Source organism: Acidithiobacillus sp. AMEEHan, assembly GCF_030996345.1.
Lineage (GTDB): Bacteria > Pseudomonadota > Gammaproteobacteria > Acidithiobacillales > Acidithiobacillaceae > Igneacidithiobacillus.
Genome location: NZ_CP118747.1, coordinates 1935532 through 1952265 on the forward strand (window position 1 = coordinate 1935532; position 16734 = coordinate 1952265).

At 57.6% G+C, this 16734-nt stretch carries 16 protein-coding genes, 3 tRNA genes and 1 pseudogene; 14 read left to right on the top strand and 6 right to left on the bottom strand.

The genetic code is table 11. The features are described from left to right. Positions 1–15 precede the first annotated feature (15 nt). From lon to ORD17_RS10055, 9 genes and pseudogenes are all read left to right on the top strand, one after another. Positions 16–2406 (top strand): endopeptidase La, encoded by a 2391-nt coding sequence (lon, locus tag ORD17_RS10015; protein ID WP_374693410.1) that lies wholly within the window; start codon positions 16–18, stop codon positions 2404–2406. A gap of 118 nt (positions 2407–2524) precedes the next feature. Then, positions 2525–2815 (top strand): annotated as a pseudogene (locus ORD17_RS10020) (HU family DNA-binding protein); the annotation flags it as partial. 11 nt (positions 2816–2826) lie between these two features. After that, positions 2827–2902: transfer RNA gene (locus ORD17_RS10025), tRNA-Val, on the top strand. A gap of 10 nt (positions 2903–2912) precedes the next feature. Further along, positions 2913–2989 (top strand) — tRNA-Asp (locus ORD17_RS10030). Between the two features lie 79 nt (positions 2990–3068). Further along, positions 3069–4547, top strand: a complete 1479-nt coding sequence (locus ORD17_RS10035) for a peptidylprolyl isomerase (protein ID WP_308388366.1) — start codon at positions 3069–3071, stop codon at positions 4545–4547. Positions 4548–4602: 55 nt separating this feature from the next. Next, on the top strand, positions 4603–5412 hold the full coding sequence (locus ORD17_RS10040; RefSeq protein WP_308388367.1) for a PilZ domain-containing protein: 810 nt from the start codon (positions 4603–4605) through the stop codon (positions 5410–5412). A gap of 26 nt (positions 5413–5438) precedes the next feature. Beyond that, entirely contained in the window at positions 5439–6095 is a 657-nt protein-coding gene (locus tag ORD17_RS10045) for a hypothetical protein (RefSeq protein WP_308388369.1), read from the top strand. Positions 6096–6169: 74 nt separating this feature from the next. Further along, positions 6170–6499, top strand: a complete 330-nt coding sequence (locus ORD17_RS10050) for a flagellar hook-length control protein FliK (protein ID WP_308388371.1) — start codon at positions 6170–6172, stop codon at positions 6497–6499. Further along, on the top strand, positions 6492–6779 hold the full coding sequence (locus ORD17_RS10055) for an EscU/YscU/HrcU family type III secretion system export apparatus switch protein (RefSeq protein ID WP_308388372.1): 288 nt from the start codon (positions 6492–6494) through the stop codon (positions 6777–6779). The genes ORD17_RS10050 and ORD17_RS10055 overlap by 8 nt, the downstream gene beginning before the upstream one ends. A 17-nt stretch (positions 6780–6796) precedes the next feature. On the opposite strand, the gene ORD17_RS10060 is transcribed toward ORD17_RS10055, so the two are convergent. The 3 genes from ORD17_RS10060 to ORD17_RS10070 form a co-directional block, all read right to left on the bottom strand. Then, positions 6797–7159 (bottom strand): DUF308 domain-containing protein, encoded by a 363-nt coding sequence (locus tag ORD17_RS10060; protein ID WP_308388374.1) that lies wholly within the window; start codon positions 7157–7159, stop codon positions 6797–6799. A gap of 187 nt (positions 7160–7346) precedes the next feature. Further along, complete coding sequence (locus ORD17_RS10065; protein ID WP_308388376.1) at positions 7347–7886, bottom strand: AAA family ATPase; 540 nt, start codon at positions 7884–7886, stop codon at positions 7347–7349. Between the two features lie 134 nt (positions 7887–8020). Beyond that, positions 8021–8107 (bottom strand) — tRNA-Leu (locus tag ORD17_RS10070). Between the two features lie 38 nt (positions 8108–8145). Here ORD17_RS10070 and rnr point away from each other — a divergent pair. Then, positions 8146–10380 (top strand): ribonuclease R, encoded by a 2235-nt coding sequence (gene rnr / locus ORD17_RS10075; RefSeq protein WP_308388377.1) that lies wholly within the window; start codon positions 8146–8148, stop codon positions 10378–10380. A gap of 29 nt (positions 10381–10409) precedes the next feature. On the opposite strand, the gene ppk2 is transcribed toward rnr, so the two are convergent. The 3 genes from ppk2 to ORD17_RS10090 are packed head-to-tail and all read right to left on the bottom strand — an operon-like array spanning position 10410 to position 13779. Next, positions 10410–11183 (bottom strand): polyphosphate kinase 2, encoded by a 774-nt coding sequence (gene ppk2, locus ORD17_RS10080; RefSeq protein ID WP_308388378.1) that lies wholly within the window; start codon positions 11181–11183, stop codon positions 10410–10412. Positions 11184–11238: 55 nt separating this feature from the next. Then, entirely contained in the window at positions 11239–12846 is a 1608-nt protein-coding gene (locus ORD17_RS10085) for a diguanylate cyclase (RefSeq protein ID WP_308388379.1), read from the bottom strand. Between the two features lie 27 nt (positions 12847–12873). Beyond that, complete coding sequence (locus ORD17_RS10090) at positions 12874–13779, bottom strand: GGDEF domain-containing protein (RefSeq protein ID WP_308388381.1); 906 nt, start codon at positions 13777–13779, stop codon at positions 12874–12876. A gap of 128 nt (positions 13780–13907) precedes the next feature. On the opposite strand from ORD17_RS10090, the gene ORD17_RS10095 reads away from it, so the two are divergent. Genes ORD17_RS10095 through motB form a run of 4 tightly spaced genes read left to right on the top strand, consistent with a single transcriptional unit; the run spans position 13908 to position 16678 of the window. Next, positions 13908–14315 (top strand): hypothetical protein, encoded by a 408-nt coding sequence (locus ORD17_RS10095; RefSeq protein ID WP_308388383.1) that lies wholly within the window; start codon positions 13908–13910, stop codon positions 14313–14315. Positions 14316–14365: 50 nt separating this feature from the next. After that, positions 14366–14866, top strand: coding sequence for a flagellar basal body-associated FliL family protein (fliL, locus tag ORD17_RS10100; RefSeq protein WP_308388385.1), 501 nt, complete (start codon positions 14366–14368; stop codon positions 14864–14866). 12 nt (positions 14867–14878) lie between these two features. Then, positions 14879–15739: a flagellar motor stator protein MotA gene (gene motA / locus ORD17_RS10105; RefSeq protein ID WP_308388386.1), complete on the top strand. Its 861-nt coding sequence runs from the start codon at positions 14879–14881 to the stop codon at positions 15737–15739. Positions 15740–15742: 3 nt separating this feature from the next. Continuing rightward, the gene (gene motB, locus ORD17_RS10110) at positions 15743–16678 is read left to right on the top strand and encodes a flagellar motor protein MotB (protein ID WP_308388387.1); all 936 of its coding nucleotides are present in this window, start codon (positions 15743–15745) and stop codon (positions 16676–16678) included. Positions 16679–16734 lie beyond the last annotated feature (56 nt).

Sequence of the window (16734 nt, forward strand, 5' to 3'; positions counted from 1 at the left end):
AGCGAAGAATCCCTCATCGTCCCCGTCCTGCCGCTGCGCGACGTGGTGGTATTTCCGTTCATGGTCATCCCTCTTTTTGTTGGGCGCCCAAAATCCATCCGCGCCTTGGAAGACGCCATGGCCGGTGACAAGCAGATTCTGCTCGTTGCCCAACGCAACGCTGCCGATGACGATCCCGAGCCCGAACGGATCTTCCGCATGGGCACGGTCGCTACCATCCTGCAATTGCTGAAGCTCCCCGATGGTACCGTGAAGGTCTTGGTGGAAGGTACCGACCGGGCCCGTATCCAGGCCTTTCTCCCCGCGGAAGAAACGCTGCGGGCGCAGATTGCGGTGGTACGCTCCGGTACGGCCAACGACCGTGAACTGGAGGCGTTGTTGCGTTCGGTGCAGGCGCAGTTCGAGGCCTACGTCAAACTCAACAAGAAGATCCCGCCGGAGATCCTGCAAACCCTCGCCAGCATCGATGACCCAGCGCGTCTGGCCGATACTGTGGCCGCCCATCTCAACCTCAAGCTCGAGGAAAAGCAGGAAATCCTGGAAAAGGCAGAGACCCGCGCGCGGCTCGAACACCTGCTCGGCATGATGGAGTCTGAGATCGATCTCTTGCAGGTGGAAAAGCGGATTCGCGGTCGCGTCAAGCGGCAAATGGAAAAGAGTCAGCGCGAGTACTATCTCAACGAGCAGATGAAAGCCATCCAGAAGGAACTGGGCGACCTGTCGGAGGAGGGCGGCAACGAGGCCGACGAACTGGCACGCAAGATCCAGAAGGCGGGTATGCCGAAGGACGTGCGCGCCAAGGCCGAGGCAGAGCTCAAAAAACTGCGCATGATGAGTCCGATGTCGGCGGAAGCCACCGTCGTGCGCAACTACATCGACTGGCTGGTTGCCGTGCCGTGGAAGAAACGTAGCAAGATCACCCGGGATCTGGCCCACGCCAAGGAGATCCTGGATGCTGATCACTACGGCCTGGAAGACGTGAAAGAGCGGATCCTGGAATACCTCGCGGTGCAGCAGCGGGTCGGCAATAGTCATGGTCCGATTCTCTGTCTGGTGGGCCCACCAGGAGTGGGTAAGACCAGTCTGGGCCGTTCCATCGCGCAGGCGACGGGGCGCAAGTTCGTGCGTATGTCCTTGGGCGGTGTCCGCGATGAAGCGGAAATCCGTGGGCATCGGCGCACCTACATCGGCGCCTTGCCCGGCAAGATCGTGCAGAGTCTGTCCAAGGTAGGTACTCGCAACCCGCTGATGTTGCTCGACGAAGTCGACAAGATGGCCATGGATTTTCGCGGCGATCCAGCTTCGGCCTTGCTCGAGGTTCTCGATCCGGAGCAGAACAACACCTTCAACGATCATTACCTGGAGGTGGATTTCAATCTGTCCGAGGTCATGTTCGTCACCACTGCCAACACCCTCAATATCCCGGCACCGCTGATGGATCGCATGGAGGTGATTCGCATCTCGGGTTATACCGAAGACGAGAAGATCCACATTGCCAATCAGTATTTGCTGCCCAAGCAGATCGAGAAGGCAGGGTTGCGTCAGGACGAAATCCACATCTCGACGGCCGTGATCCGGGACATCATTCGTCATTACACCCGTGAAGCCGGGGTGCGGAATCTCGAACGGGAACTGGCGCGCCTCTGCCGCAAAGTGGTCAAGGAGCTGCTTCTTGACAAAAAACGTCGAAAGATACAGATCAGCGAGCGCAATCTCGACAAGTATCTTGGCGTACAACGCTTTGATTTCGGCAAGGCCGAGAAGGAAAATCGCATCGGCGAAGTCACTGGCTTGGCCTGGACGGAGGTGGGCGGCGAACTGCTCAGCATTGAAGCGGTGGTTGTCCCGGGACGGGGCAAGCTGCTGATCACCGGCAAGCTGGGCGATGTCATGCAGGAGTCGATCCAGGCAGCGATGAGTGTGGTGCGCGCACGTTCCGGTATTCTCGGCATCGCCCCGGATTTCTATCAGAATCGGGATGTGCACATTCACGTGCCGGAAGGTGCCACGCCCAAGGATGGTCCGAGTGCCGGCATCGGTATGGTGACGGCCTTGGTTTCGGCGCTGACCGGTATCCCGGTGCACGCCAGTGTGGCTATGACCGGTGAAATTACCCTGCGTGGCGAGGTGCTGCCAATCGGTGGGCTGAAAGAAAAGCTGCTGGCAGCGCATCGTGGTGGTATCAGTACTGTTTTGATCCCGGCGGAAAATGAAAAGGATCTGCAGGATATTCCGAAAAACGTACGCGATGCTCTGACCATCAAACCAGTGCGTTGGATAGACGAGGTTTTTGCTATTGCCCTGGAGCGCATGCCAGAGCCGTTGCCAGCCAACGAGGAGGGTGCCGTGGCAGCGACCGCGGTTCCGGCCGAGGAAGGCTCCGGCAAACGCGGTGCGGCGCACTGAATCTCGCTACCGCCCCAGAAACAAATCTGGGGCGGTTTATTTTTGCAGGTGTTCTTGACAGTACTTTTTTTGTCCTGCTATAAAACTCGAGCCTTAATCGTAAAGCCTCACAGTTCACACTCAGGAGACAAGGAATATGAACAAATCCGAATTGGTCGAAAAAATTGCGGAAGAAGCCGACGTATCCCGCGCTGCAGCCAGCCGCACCCTCGATGCGGCGATCAAGGTCGTTACCGAGGCCCTGCAAGCCGGTGACCAGGTGACCCTGGTCGGGTTTGGTTCCTTTATGGTCGCTGAGCGTGAGGCACGTAAGGGTCGTAACCCTGCCACGGGAGCGGAGATCATGATCCCTGCCAGCCGCTCGCCCAAGTTCAAGGCTGGAAAAGCGCTCCGGGATGCAGTAAACTAGGTCTTCTGGTCGGGCGGTTAGCTCAGTTGGTAGAGCGTCGGCTTTACACGCCGAATGTCGGGGGTTCGAGCCCCTCACCGCCCACCAAAGCCCTCGTGGGGTGGTAGTTCAGTTGGTCAGAATGCCGGCCTGTCACGCCGGAGGTCGCGGGTTCGAGCCCCGTCCACCCCGCCACAACGCAGGCGATCCCGATGGGGTCGCCTTTTTTTATGTCTCGGTGGTTACGGATAGTCCATACCTTTGAGGTTTTTCTATGCTTGATGTCTTTCGCGGTCTGGCACAATCCTGGCTGGCAAAAATTGGGATGCTCGTCATCGGTTTGTCTTTCATCCTCTGGGGGGTCAGTGGCTACCTATTCAACCAAGGCGTTTCCGCCCAGGTGGTCGCCAAAGTCGACGGCGAAAAGATCAGCAGCAGCCTCTTTCAGCACCGTCTGCAACAGGCGAAAGAGCAGTACGCCCATGTTTTTGGTAGTGAGACCGCCGGCAAAGTGACCAAGACCCCAGCCTTCGCGCAGCAGGTTCTTGACAGTATGATCGACGATCTTCTCCTGGCGCATGAGGCAAGTGCGCTGCATCTGCAGGTTCCGGACAGTGCCTTGCGCGCCAAAATCGTCGCCATGCCGGTTTTTGCGGAAAACGGCAAGTTTTCCCGGACCCGTTATGATCAGCTGCTCAAGGAAAATGGCCTGACCCCGGCGCAGTTCGAGGCGCAGTTGCGCCAAGGGATGCTGCTGGAGCAATTACAGGCCCTACCCCAAATCCTCGCCACTGCCTCGCCCCAGGAAGCGCAACAGGTGTGGCAGTGGTCACAAGAGTACCGTGATGTTTCCGTCTTGACCTTGCACAACGAGCAATTCGTTGCCCAAGTGCACCCCACTGCAACAGAGGTCGACCAGTATTACCAGGCCCACAAGGCGGAATTCCAGCAGCCTGCGCAAATCCAGGTGCAGTACGTTGTACTTGGGAAGAAGGATTTTGCCGACGAGCTGCAGTTTGAAGCGCAGATCGACAACTTCAAAAACCTCTTGTTCAGCAGTCCGAATCTCCAAGCGGTGGCAAAGCAATATCATCTGACGTTAGAACAGAGTGGTGTTCTGGAAGAAGGAAAGGCGGGAGCCGGGGTATTCGCGGATCTGGCAGCCGTCCATCTGGCCTTCAGCGCGGCGGTGCGCGCTGGCAAGAACAGTAGCGCCTTGCGCCTCGCCAATGGCGATCTGTTGGCACTGCATCTAGTGCATTATCAGCCTGCCCATGCACAGAATTTGCAGGTAGTAGAAAAGCAGGTCCGCAGTGCCGTGCTTCAGCAGCAGGCGGCCGAATTGCGCCTGGCAAAGGCCAAGCAATTGCTGGCAGCGGCACGCAAGGAACAGAGTATCGCTTCCTGGAAAAAGGAATATTCTGCAGAATTCGTGCATTATCCCGAGCTCTCCCGCCGGGAGGCGCATGCCGTATCATCGATGTTGCTTCAGAAAATATTCCTGACAGCAGCCCCCGAAAATGGCAAGATCAGCGTGGGGTCGGTGGAAAATTCCTCCGTGAGCACCCTGTACGCCGTTGCCAGGGTGATCCTGCCCAGTCCCGATTTGCTCAATCCCTCGGTGCGTGATGAAATTCAGAAGTCCCTGGCCGAGCAACGGCTGCGACTATTGAGTAGCGCTTATCTGCGGGCTTTGCGCGATCAGGGCAAGGTTAAGATCTATCAAGGTAATCTGCGACAGGCGATTGGATGATCGTTACGGAAATTTGCAGAAGGTAGCCGTTCATCCGTAGAGGGAGGGGAGCTGGGTGTCGGAAGGTCTTGAGAATCTGCAGCACAAGCTGTTCAGTGAAGAATTCCGGATTGGGGCGGGAAGCAAGGCGCTGCAGATCATTGAGCGCATTACCTGCGATCACCTCTTCTGTACCCTGTTCTTTGCGGAGCGAGATCGCAGCTACACCTCCATGCTGCTCCCCAATGCCAAGCCGGGCACCTTGGTATTGGACCTTCCTCTCGACCTGCCGGCGCAAATCCAGTCGGGGACCTCGGTAGTGCTGCTCGCGCGTATCAATGGCGTGATCACCGGCTTTCGTTCGAACCTGCGTGAACGAAGCCCAGAGGGTCTGGTCCTGGATTTTCCCGAGGCCCTCTATCAGATGCAGCGGCGGCAGGTCTTTCGAGTGCCGCCGGCCGTCGGCGATCCCGATCAGGTAATGATCGCCCGCCAGGGGGCCGAAACGTTGCTGGGTGCGATGCAGGACATCAGTGTGGGGGGTATGCGTGCCCTTTTCCGGCCAGCGCCGCGAGATTTTCCAGTTCAGGCAGGAGAGCACTTTCCTGATGTCCGCTTTCGGCTGCGAGACGGCAATGAACTATCGCTGTCCGCGATCGCCCGCTTTTCTGATCTGCACAGTCAACGTGGCGATGCCCTGGTGGTTGGTCTGGAGTTCCAGGACGTGTCCGCTGCGATCCGGGAAGGCATCGCACAATATGTCCAAAGCCGTGACCGCGAAATTCTCAAAGCCCTCGGGATTGGTCTCGGCGGAGGGAGACCCGGCGGTACCGCCGGGCAAGCAGAGGGGCTGGGGCGGAAGCTGCGTCGTTGGTGGCGAGGTTGAGCGGGTGGCCATGATGATGGTTGCCAATGCCCACTGATCTGCCCCGTGTTCTGGATGCCCTACGTCCCGTGCAGGGACGCGCTCTGCCGGACAGCGGTAGCGCGCAACGAAGTTTTTCGGCGCATACTATGGCCGGTGCCCTGTTGACCGGGCAAATCGTTGGTCAATCCGGTGAGCTGAGTCTGGTTCGCATTCGTGGTCAGGATTTTTTGATGCAGCTCCCGCAACGCTGGCCCGCGGAACTACGGGAGCTTTCCCTGGTGTACCTGGGCGGCCAAGAGGAAGCCAAGTTTCTCTTGCTGCAGTCACAGGGAGCGTCTCTCTCCGCGGCAACCAGTCTATCGCCTCCTCTCAGAACGCTGTTCGCGGCGGCGCCGGCATCCGCTCCCGCAACGCTTGCCCTGGTTGGGGTCGATTCCGGCGGTCAAATCCTGGGTTCTTCCCTCGCCACTTCTCTGCAGAGCGGGGTGGAAAACAGCGGGATGTTTTATGAGAGTCATCTGCAGGCTTGGGCCCAGGGAAATTATCCTTTGCAACGTTTACTCCAGGAGCCGCAGGGAAAATGGAGCCCGTTGCTCCGTAGCGACGCGGCGAAGGGTGGGGCAGAGGCCGTTTCCTCGCCCAGTTCTGCCCCGTTTCGGTCCGCACAGGCGCAACAGGCGCTGGGGTCTACGCGCAAGTAGCGGCCCAGGGTTCTGCTGCCTTTACCGTACCAGCAGCGCTGCATACGGTGTTGCAGCAGCAGGGGCAGGTACTGATGCAGCAGCAATTGCTCTGGAATGTGGCGGTGTGGCCAGGGCAAAGCGCTACCTGGACGGTACGCCGTCGCCAGGAGGATGGCCAGGGTGGTGGCAAAGCGCTTGCCGTGGAAGAGCTGAGCTCTTGGGAGAGCCGGCTGGAAATGGATCTGCCCTTCTTGGGGCATCTCGACGCACGCATATGCCTGCGCGGTGATACTCTGAGTTTGCGGATGCAAGCGTCGTTACAGGCCCGGAAGAGTCTACAGGCCAAAATCGAAGAATTGCGCTCGGCGCTGGAGCTGCTGGGATTGCAGGCAAATATCCGCCTCGAACCGGAAAATGCCTGAAACGGTCGATCCGAAGCGCAAAAAGGTTGCCGCAGCGCTCCGCTATCAGCCGGGTGACGCGGCGCCGACCCTGGTGGCCAAAGGGCAAGGGCTGATTGCCGAGCAGATCATCGCCGTCGCTGAATCCGCAGGAATCTATGTGCACCACTCGCAGGAGCTGGTGAGCTTGCTGATGCAGTTGGACCTGGATCAGCAAATTCCCCCAAAGTTATATCAGGCGGTGGCCGAATTATTGGCGTGGGTGTATCGCTTGGAGCAGGATCAGTCCGCTCGCTCTTGATGAAAGCAGCGTGTTCATCAGCCGTTTCCTTTCAGGAGCCGACTGAGTAGCAGCAAGGCAATACCATCGAAGATCAGGTTGATGCCGACAAAAATGCCTACTAAAACCAGCGAGCCCCGAGGCCAAGTGAGCAGAAACAAGAGGGCGATCAAGACATCGACGATGCCGCTAAAGATGAACCAAGGGCGGCCCAGACCACCCGAGCGTTGATGAGCGGTAAAATTCCGGTAGGCATCCAACAGAAAATAGAGGATGAACAACAGGCCGAGGCTGGCAATCCCGGCGGCCGGTTCCCAGACGATGATGAGACCGGTGATGAGTAAGAGCAGTGGCCGTAGCCAGTCGGAGAAATGCCGTTGACTATCGCCATAGAGGTGCACGGACCAAAAAACCCGCCCAGAATCAAGATAGCGGCAACGATTCCAACGGTAAGGGTGGAGAGAAATACCGGGCTGATGAGGCCGATGATGCCTACCACAATCAGAAGGACGGCGACTGGGCGGGCAAATTTTCCCAATCGTTTCTGTTCTGCCTCGATGATCGTGGAGAGATCTGGCGGTCTGAGGTTCATGCTGGGACTCCGCTGGCGACGATTTCTGTCTTCAGCTTAGCACAGCTGGCTGCCGCGGCCTCCAAAGCTTGCCAGTAGGCATCCTCAGGCTGTAGCCGCTGGATCTGCTCACGCAACACCGCAGCCCCCACGGGATAAGCCCGCCCCTGATCTTTGCGAATCAGCTCGACCAAAGGCTGAGCGGGAAAATATTGCACTGCCATTTCGCGCACTCCCATCTCGCACAAGAGGGCCGCCTCGCGTGCCAACTGTTCGGGATCGATGTGGGTATCGGCGAGAATCAGCACATCTGCACTCAGCAGATCGCGAACCCGCTCTAGCCATTGCGTCTGGATTTCGCTTTCCTGCGCAACATCCCAGTCGCTCCACGAGAATGGCGTGCCACGACTTTTGCTATGTTGTTCGCGGCGCAATTGATCCCGTTCTAGGATTTCCATCTGCAGGTGGGGAAAGCGCGTGCCCAGATCCTGGGCCCAGGTCGATTTGCCCGAGGCGCTGGTTCCTACCGTAAAAAGTACTAAAATCTCCGGATTCATCGATGATTTCTTTGTGGGTGATTGCCCGGCACAGCAACCTGCAGACACGTGGACAAAAGTCTCGCCTTCAGGGATAGTAAGGCAAGTCAGCTTGCAAACATTGAATGAAATGACCAAAAAAAATTCTAGGAGAGTGGTACCGAGGACTGGATTCGAACCAGCACAAGCTTTCGCTCACTAGGACCTGAACCTAGCGCGTCTACCAATTCCGCCACCTCGGCAATAGCGCGCATCATCTATCAACAAGGAGTTTTTGTCAATGCCGGAGCAAGAGTTGCCCAGCCTGTCCCTGCCAGAGCGGGATCCCATGTATGAGCGGGAAAAAGAAAAATATGAGCGCCCCATCGTCAGTCGCGAGTTTATTTTGAGCTACCTGGAGGGATTGGGGCATCCCGCACGATTGGAAGACCTCATCGAAGACCTGGAGGTTGCGGAGGAGGATCAGGAGGCGCTGCGGCGGCGCCTGCGCGCCATGGAGCGCGATGGCCAGGTATTGCGTAATCGTCGTGGGGCTTATGGGCTCGCGGAAGCGATGGAGCTGATCCGCGGGTCCGTGATCGCCCACCCCGATGGCTTCGGTTTTCTCTCCCGTGACGATGGCGGCAAGGACCTGTTTCTCTCCCCCCGGGAGATGCGCAAGGTGTTCCACGGTGATCTCATTCTCGGTCGGGTGATTGGCGAGGACCGGCGCGGGCGCCTTGAGGGTTCCGTCGTGCGCGTGCTCGAACATGCCCTGACCCAGGTGGTGGGACGCTACCATGCGGAGGGTGAAAGCCGTTATGTGGTGCCGGAGGATCGCCGCCTGAGCCAGGAGTTCGCGGTGACCGGTGCTGGGGAGCTGGCGCCGGTGCACGGCCAGATTGTCGTGTTGCAAATCGAAACCTATCCCGACGGACGCAATCTTCCCGAGGGGCGCATCGTCGAAATCCTTGGCGAACACATGGCCCCGGGAATGGAGGTCGAAATTGCCGTGCGCAGTTATGGTCTCCCCTACCAATGGCCTGCAGCGGTGGAGCAGGAAGCCGCCACCATTGCGCCGGAGGTCCCGGAAGAGAAGAAGCAGGGGCGCTACGATGTGCGCGACCTGCCGCTGGTGACGATCGATGGTGCCGACGCCAAGGACTTTGACGACGCGGTGTATGCGGAGCGGCTCGGGGAGGAGGGATTTCGCCTTTTTGTGGCCATTGCCGATGTGGCGAGCTACGTCCAACCGGGGTCGGCCCTTGACGAGGAGGCACGGCGGCGGGGTAACTCGGTCTATTTCCCGCGCCGCGTCATTCCCATGCTTCCCGAGGTGCTTTCCAATGGCCTGTGCTCCCTCAACCCGCAGGTAGATCGCCTGTGCATGCTCTGTGAGATGGAAATCGACGACCATGGGGAAGTACAGCGTTTTCGCTTTGCGCGTGCGGTGATGCGCTCCCAGCGGCGCTTTACCTATGATGAAGTGGCGCAGCTTCTAGCAGGCGAGATGCCAGCCGAAGGAGCAGACGCTGCCTTGCTTCCTCATCTGCAGACCTTGCACGCGCTCTATTCCGCGCTGGCCAAGGCACGGGAAGCACGCGGTACCATCGAGTTCGACAGTCAGGAAAGCCGCATCCTCTACAACGAGCAGGGGCGGATCGAGGCCATCGTGCCATTGCAGCGCAATGTCGCCCATCGCATGATTGAAGAATGCATGCTGGCCGCCAACGTCTGCGCGGCGCAGTATTTCCGCATCCATCAATTTCCCATGCTGTATCGGGTACATCCGGAACCGAATGCCGACAAGATCGAAGACCTGCGCCGTTTTCTTGGCGAATTGGGGGTTCCTGTGCGCCTCCCGGCACGCCCACGCAGTGCCGATCTGGCGCAGATCATCGAAGCTACCCGCGAGCGCGCCGATGCCAATCTGATCCAAACCATCATTCTGCGCAGTCTGTCGCAGGCGTTCTATACCGTCGATACCAGCCTGCATTTTGGCCTGGCCTATCCGGCCTATACCCACTTTACTTCTCCCATTCGTCGCTATCCTGACCTGCTGATCCATCGCGGCATCCAGGAAATGCTGGATGCCGCGGCGGCAGGACGCCCGGTGCGGACGCCTGCGCTCGCCGAGCTGAAGGATCTGGGACAGCATTGTTCGATGACCGAGCGTCGTGCCGACGAGGCCTCCCGCGAGGCCGTGCAATGGCTCAAGTGCGAATTCATGCTGGACCAAGTTGGCAATGAATATTCCGCCATCATCACCGGCGTGACGGGCTTCGGTCTCTTTGTCGCGCTGCGCGAGGCCTACGTGGAGGGACTGGTACACATCAGCACCCTGGGTGCGGACTACTACCATTTCGATGCCAAACATTACCGTATCGTTGGCGAGCGCAGCGGTGAGGTCTTCCAGCTGGGTGAGGAGCTGCGCGTGCGCTTGGTGCAGGTGAATCTGGACGAGCGCAAGATCGAGTTCGAGCGCGTGCTGGCGGAGGGCGAGGAAGGCGGCGGGCACCGACGTCGGCGTGCTTGACGCCGACCGCGAAGCTGTTTCTCCCCAGGCTATGGGGCGATGCTGCCGTCTTCCAGATAGTTCGGGTCGTAGTCGAAAATGACGTTGCGATCCGGACTGACCAAATCCACGTCCTTGCCATCGTAGTCCAGACGCAACAAGATTTCCTTGATGATCTGTAGCCGTGCCACTTTCTTATTGTCGGCGCGAACGATGGTCCAGGGGCAGAGAGTGCTGTGGCTGCGCGCAAACATCTCGTTGCGAGCCTTGGAATAGTCTTTCCAATGTTTGACCGCCTGTTGATCGATGGGGCTGGTTTTCCACTGTTTCAGCGGATCGTCTTCCCGGGCTGCCAGGCGGGCCTTCTGTTCTTTACGTGTGATGTCCAGATAAAACTTGCGCAGGTGAATGCCGGAGCGCATCAGCATACCCTCCAGTACTCCAACTTCCTGAAAAAATTCTTCTAGCTGTTTTTCCGTACAAAATCCCATAACCCGCTCGACACCAGCGCGGTTATACCAACTGCGATTGAAGAGCACGAATTCCGCTGCCGCCGGCAGGTGCGCAACGTAGCGTTGGAAATACCATTCCGTCTGCTCCCGGTCCGACGGCTTGGGTAACGCGACGACGCGGGTTTCCCGAGGACTCAGGTGCTCGATGATGCGCTTTATGCTTCCATCCTTGCCCGCGCCATCGCGTCCTTCAAGAAGGATCAGGATCTTGTCACCGCGTTTGATGATGTGCCGTTGCAGCTTGACGAGTTCGATTTGCAGCAGCCGCAGCTCTTCCTTGTACTGGTTGGAATTCTCTGCCTTCTTGTTCATTTTTGTTCCTCGGATGCGCCTGTCTTATTCTTTTTAGAGCGCCGGGAGAGTAGCGTCAAGTGGATCTTGTTCCATCCGCTCCAACACTCCCGAAAACAGAGTGGTCCTTGCTGAGATAGATCCTCTGGCGTCCATCCCGCTTTGCCTGATACAGGGCCTGATCAGCGTCAGCAAGAGCGGTTTCCAGGTTGGTGGCAGGGCTCCATCCCACCACCCCGGCGCTGAAGCTCACGGTAATGGGCTGCTCCCTCTTTGTCCGTAACGGTCGCACCTGCAGAACCTTCTGCAGACGCCGCAGAATCTGTATTGCAGTATCAGAAGCGGCGCCCGGCATGAGAATGACAAACTCTTCCCCTCCGTAGCGGGCAATGGCATCTTCAGTACGCAAGCTCTGGCGCAGCATTTGAGAAAAATGGCGCAAAACTTCGTCGCCGATTTCGTGACCATAGTGATCGTTGATTTTTTTGAAATGGTCGAGGTCCAGCAGGGCAATGCTCAGGACGCCATGCTGCCGTTCCAATCGCGCTGTTTCCCTCTCGAAGGCCAGATGCAGTCCGCGACGATTGAGCAGGCGGGTCAGGGGATCCTCATGTACCAGCAGATTGAGCTGGGAAATTTCTTCCTCCATGTCCTGCACCCTGCTACGAGCATTTTCCAACTGTACCCGTGCCTCGCGCAGCGAAGTAAGGGATTCGCGCAGCATGTCCTGCAAACTGCGGCTGCGCTCTACCAGGCGGCCCACGAGCTGGCGAATCTGCGCTGGATCTTCACTCTGCGCGATCTCCGAGCTCAGACGTACGAATTCTTCATAGGTTTCGCTACTTCCTTCACTCAGGGATTCGATATATTGGAAAACGAGTTGCAGCAACTCTTCCAAGGTCCGGTCCACATCGTTCACGAGTACCCGGCGTTGCTCCTGCCGATAGAGCAATTCGCTCAAGCCGGAAAGCAGTTCCTGGGCGCGGAGAGCACTTTCGGGAGCCGCTTCGAATGCCTTGCCCAGGCTTTTGAGTTGTTCGCCAAACCAGGGGGTTTTGGCAAACCATTCGGTGCTGGAGGAAAAGAGTATATGCAATGCGCGGCGATAGACATCCTGAATTTGTTCCTTTTCCTTCTCCTTTTCTTCCAGAAGATTCCAAAGATTTCGCAGCAATTCGACAAGGTCTTCGGCAGATGTAGTTGCATCGGCTACCAGCCTGTCGATGGCCTCGATGATGGCCTGTCCTTTAGCATCGCTTTCCAGCGGGATGGCAAAGCCGGAACGCAGGCCACGTAACCAGATCTGCTGAAGGCTGGCGAAATGTTTTTGGTTATCTTCGTCGCCAGCGCTGGCGCGAGTCGATAGCGCGCGCCATTGCCCGACCAGCTTGGCCATCATAGCAAAGGTTTCTGCGGCATTCTGTTGGCCGGTCAACAGCCGGTTACGCTGCTGAATTTTTTGCAAATGGCTGAGGCCGGTCTGGCTGCGGTCCCATTCCTGAAGGAAATTGCCAAGGGTTTTCCGCCAATCATCGGGCAAAGCAGTTTTGGGCATGACCTTTTCGTCAGCACCGTATAATTTCTGGTACATATGGCGATAGTTTTCGGGATCGGCGGACAGATTTTCTTGCAGCAGTGTCCTCAGGACGGAAAGGCCAACCTCCTTCGGATCGAGTTCGGTCATGTGTCACAAGCCGCGCAGCAGATTAGATCAGCGGGATGATACGGCGGGTTGCGGCTTTTCGGAAGCCCTTACGACGCCCAATTTTGCCCTGCCACGCCCTTCCGCTTTGGCCTGATAGAGTGCTGCATCGGCGGCAGCAAGGGCCGTTTCGTAGGAGCTGTCCGCGGTCAAGGCGGCAATGCCGATAGAGATGCTCAATCCAAAGGACCTTCCGTCGTCAAAATATTGGCGACTTGCTAGCAGGTGTTCGCAGAGTCGATTGGCGGTCCGCAGCGCGCAGGACTCTGTCATCCCGGGGAGAATCAGAATGAATTCCTCGCCGCCGAAGCGATACACGCCATCGTAGGGGCGCAGGGAGCTGCGCAGAAAATCGGCCAGTATCCGCAAGGCCTGATCCCCGGCCAGGTGACCATGCTGGTCGTTGAAGGCTTTGAAATGGTCGAGGTCGACGATCGCAACGCAGGCGGCTGCGCCCCGCTGCACCATCGAATGCTGGCGCCGGAGATCTTGCGCCAGACGACGGCGGTTGGCCAGGCCAGTCAACGCATCCGCTTCACTTTGCGCTCGCTGACGTTGCAGCAATGCATTCCAGCAGTCGTTTTGAAAGCGGGACACCCTCTGCAGAAGGGTTCGGTCACAGAGGTCATGTCGATTTTTTGACGATGCATCGGCGCGCAGCTCATGCAGTAGGGCGTGACATGCTTGTTCGAGCATAGACCATGTTCTCCGATCTTCTTCCCGGAGGCTTGGCTCAGGATCATGCAAAGCGCGCAAGAGACTCTGCTCCGCCTCCCGCGTGTCCATTTGGTCGAGCCACGCGGACCAATAGACATTCCAGGCGTTGATGAGTCGATCCAATGCGGCGAGGACGATGTCCTGACCCTCATCGCGTAGCTGCAGGGACTTCGGTTTTTGCCAAGAACGCTTTTCCATGAGATTTCCCTTCACCGTTGGTACGGGTCTACAAGCACAAGTCGTACCACCTTTTGCACCGAGGAATTCAAGAAATTCTCCGAGTGTGTCGCTATCCACCTCAATGGATAACTTCCGCGAGGTGAGGCGTGCTGAACAATTTGCAAGCAGGGGAGCGGTATGAGGGTGCCGGCGAAGCCGACGGCAGGAATGACGCCTTACCGCTGTTCATTTTCGGCGTAGAACAGAGTTTGCGACGGGTACGCACGCGTGCGGGTTCTAGAGTAGCTTTGGAGCCTTGGCCAGAGCTCGCTCATGCCGAGCGGATCGTGCAGCATCAGCTACTGCAATTACCGAAGCACTGGACCAGAGAGCGGCAAAATCTTGCCGATCGACTATGTAGGTTACTGCTATTGCGTTTTGCCCATACCCGTATCTTTGCCGACACTTCTGCGCTGGAGCAGTGCCCAGCAATTCTTCTGGCACTTTCCCGGGTGTGGTGGGGGGAGGGTATGGCGCTGCGCGGGCAGGACGCGGAGACGCTTTCGCTGGGTTAGCGGAAGGGGATTATTGGCAGGCATTTTTACGACAGGGAACGACACAAGAGATGGCAGGAAAAGAAAAATCGGGCAAGGGAAAGATCATTTTGCTGGCGGTCATTGCCGTCCTGTTGCTGCTGATCGCCGCTGGCGGCGCCTGGTGGTTTCTCTTGCGTTCGACTGCAGCGCCGAGCAAGGCGCAGTTGCAGGAGCAGCGTGCTCAGCGAACCAAGTTTATCGACCTGGGTGAGCTGGTAACCAACCTACAAAGTACGGATGGGGGCACGCATTACATCCAGGTGAAGGTCGAACTCAAGACCTATGACGCCGACCTGGATAAAAAAATTCAGACCTATCTGCCAGAGATCAGAAATCAGGTGTTACAACTGCTTGCCGCACAACAGGCCGAAAAGGTCAGTGATCCTGCGGTAAGAACGCAACTATTGGACAAGATCAAAGCCGACGTCAACCAGATTCTGGAAACCGATGGTGGGGCGCTGTCTGGTCCCGTGAATCGCAAGAATTCTCCCATCGTGGCCGCCTACTTCAGCAGTTTCGTGGTTCAATAGGCGGAAAAAGACATGTTTCTCATCATTGGTTATGTGATTGCGCTGGGGGCCATTTTTGGCGGATTTATGGCCGAGGGCGGCAAACTTGCAGCGCTCATCCAGCCGTTTGAGGCGCTGATGATCGTTGGTGGTGCCTTCGGTGCCTTTTTTGCCTCTACTTTCCCCAGAAGTTTCAAGGCGGTTCTCAAGATGTTGCCGATGGCGCTCAAAGGCAGCAAATATACCCGCGCCGCCTACATGGAATTACTGAGCCTGCTCAACGAAATCTTTGGGCGCATTCGTCAGGGCGGACTGATGTCCATCGAGGCAGATGTCGATGACCCGCAGAACAGCGAATTGTTCAAGAAATATCCGTCGATTTTGGCAGATCATCATGTTTTGGAATTTCTTACCGACTATCTGCGGCTGATGGTTGGTGGCACCCTCGGTGCCTTCGAGATGGAAAATCTCATGGACGTGGAAATCGATACGCACCATCGGGAGCTGGAGGTCCCCATCCATGCCCTGACCCGGGCGGCGGACGGTATGCCGGCCTTCGGCATCGTGGCGGCGGTAATGGGAGTGGTCAATGTCATGAGCTCGGTGGATAAACCCCCCGCGGTACTGGGCGAGCTGATTGCCGCTGCATTGGTAGGCACGTTTCTCGGCATCCTGCTGGGCTATGCCGTGGTCTCGCCAATCGCGGCGCGTATGGAAGACCGCGCGGCAGAAAGCAGCAAAATGCTAGAGACCATCAAGGTCTCATTGCTGGCGACCATGAATGCCTATCCGCCGCAGGTCGCCGTGGAATTTGGGCGCAAAGTCCTGTATTCCACCGAGCGTCCCAGTTTTCAGGAGCTCGATGCGCATCTGCGCGAGATGAAGAGCAAGTAAGCGATGGCAGAAGGAAAAAAAGACCAGCCGATTGTCATCAAGCGCATCAAAAAAAGTGGCGGCAGCCACGGCGGCGCGTGGAAAATTGCCTACGCAGATTTTATCACCGCGCTCATGGCCTTTTTCTTGTTGATGTGGTTGCTGGGGTCCACCACCAAAGCGACACTACAGGGGATTGCGAACTGGTTCAAAAACCCGGAACGTGTCTCCCTCATGGGTGGACCTGGGACTGGTTCGTCCAATTCCATACTGAATGGCGGTGGTAGCAACCTGAACAAAACGGTTGGACAGGTACAGCGGGGACAGGACAAGCAAGTGATACCCAGCCCCCAGCCGCCAGGGGCCGAGGCACAGGAGATCGACCGGCGGAATCTGGCGCACCTGCAGCAGGAACTGGAGGCTCAGATCCGTGAGAATCCGGCTCTGGCCGCGTTTCGCAAACAACTGCTGATCAATATCACTCCCGAAGGGCTGCGCATCCAGGTGGTGGATAGCGCCAAGAGACCTATGTTCCCCAATGGCAGTACCGACCTGGAACCCTATGCGCGAGCGATTTTTGAGGCCATCGCACCCACTCTCAACACCCTGCCGAATCGGATCAGCATCACGGGGCACACCGATGCCTTGCAGTATCTCAACGGTGGCAGGGGGTATAGCAATTTTAATCTATCCGCAGGGCGGGCCAACGCAGTACGACAAGTCATGGTGCAGCATGGCTTGGCCGAGGCCAAAATTCTGCGGGTGATGGGGATGGGATCGGCAGTGCTCTTCGACCGTCAGAATCCCGACTCGCCGCTCAATCGTCGCGTGACCATCGTGGTGTTGAGCAACGCGGCGGCCGATCGAATCATCAAAAATCAGCAGGCAGTGATGAATGTGAGTGCGCCTTCCTCGGCGAACGATGCGCTGCACAGTGTCGCCATCACTGGTTCGTCCTGAAACCTCGCGAGACGCCACGGACGCCGACCTGATTTTCCGATTTGCTTTCCTGTGTT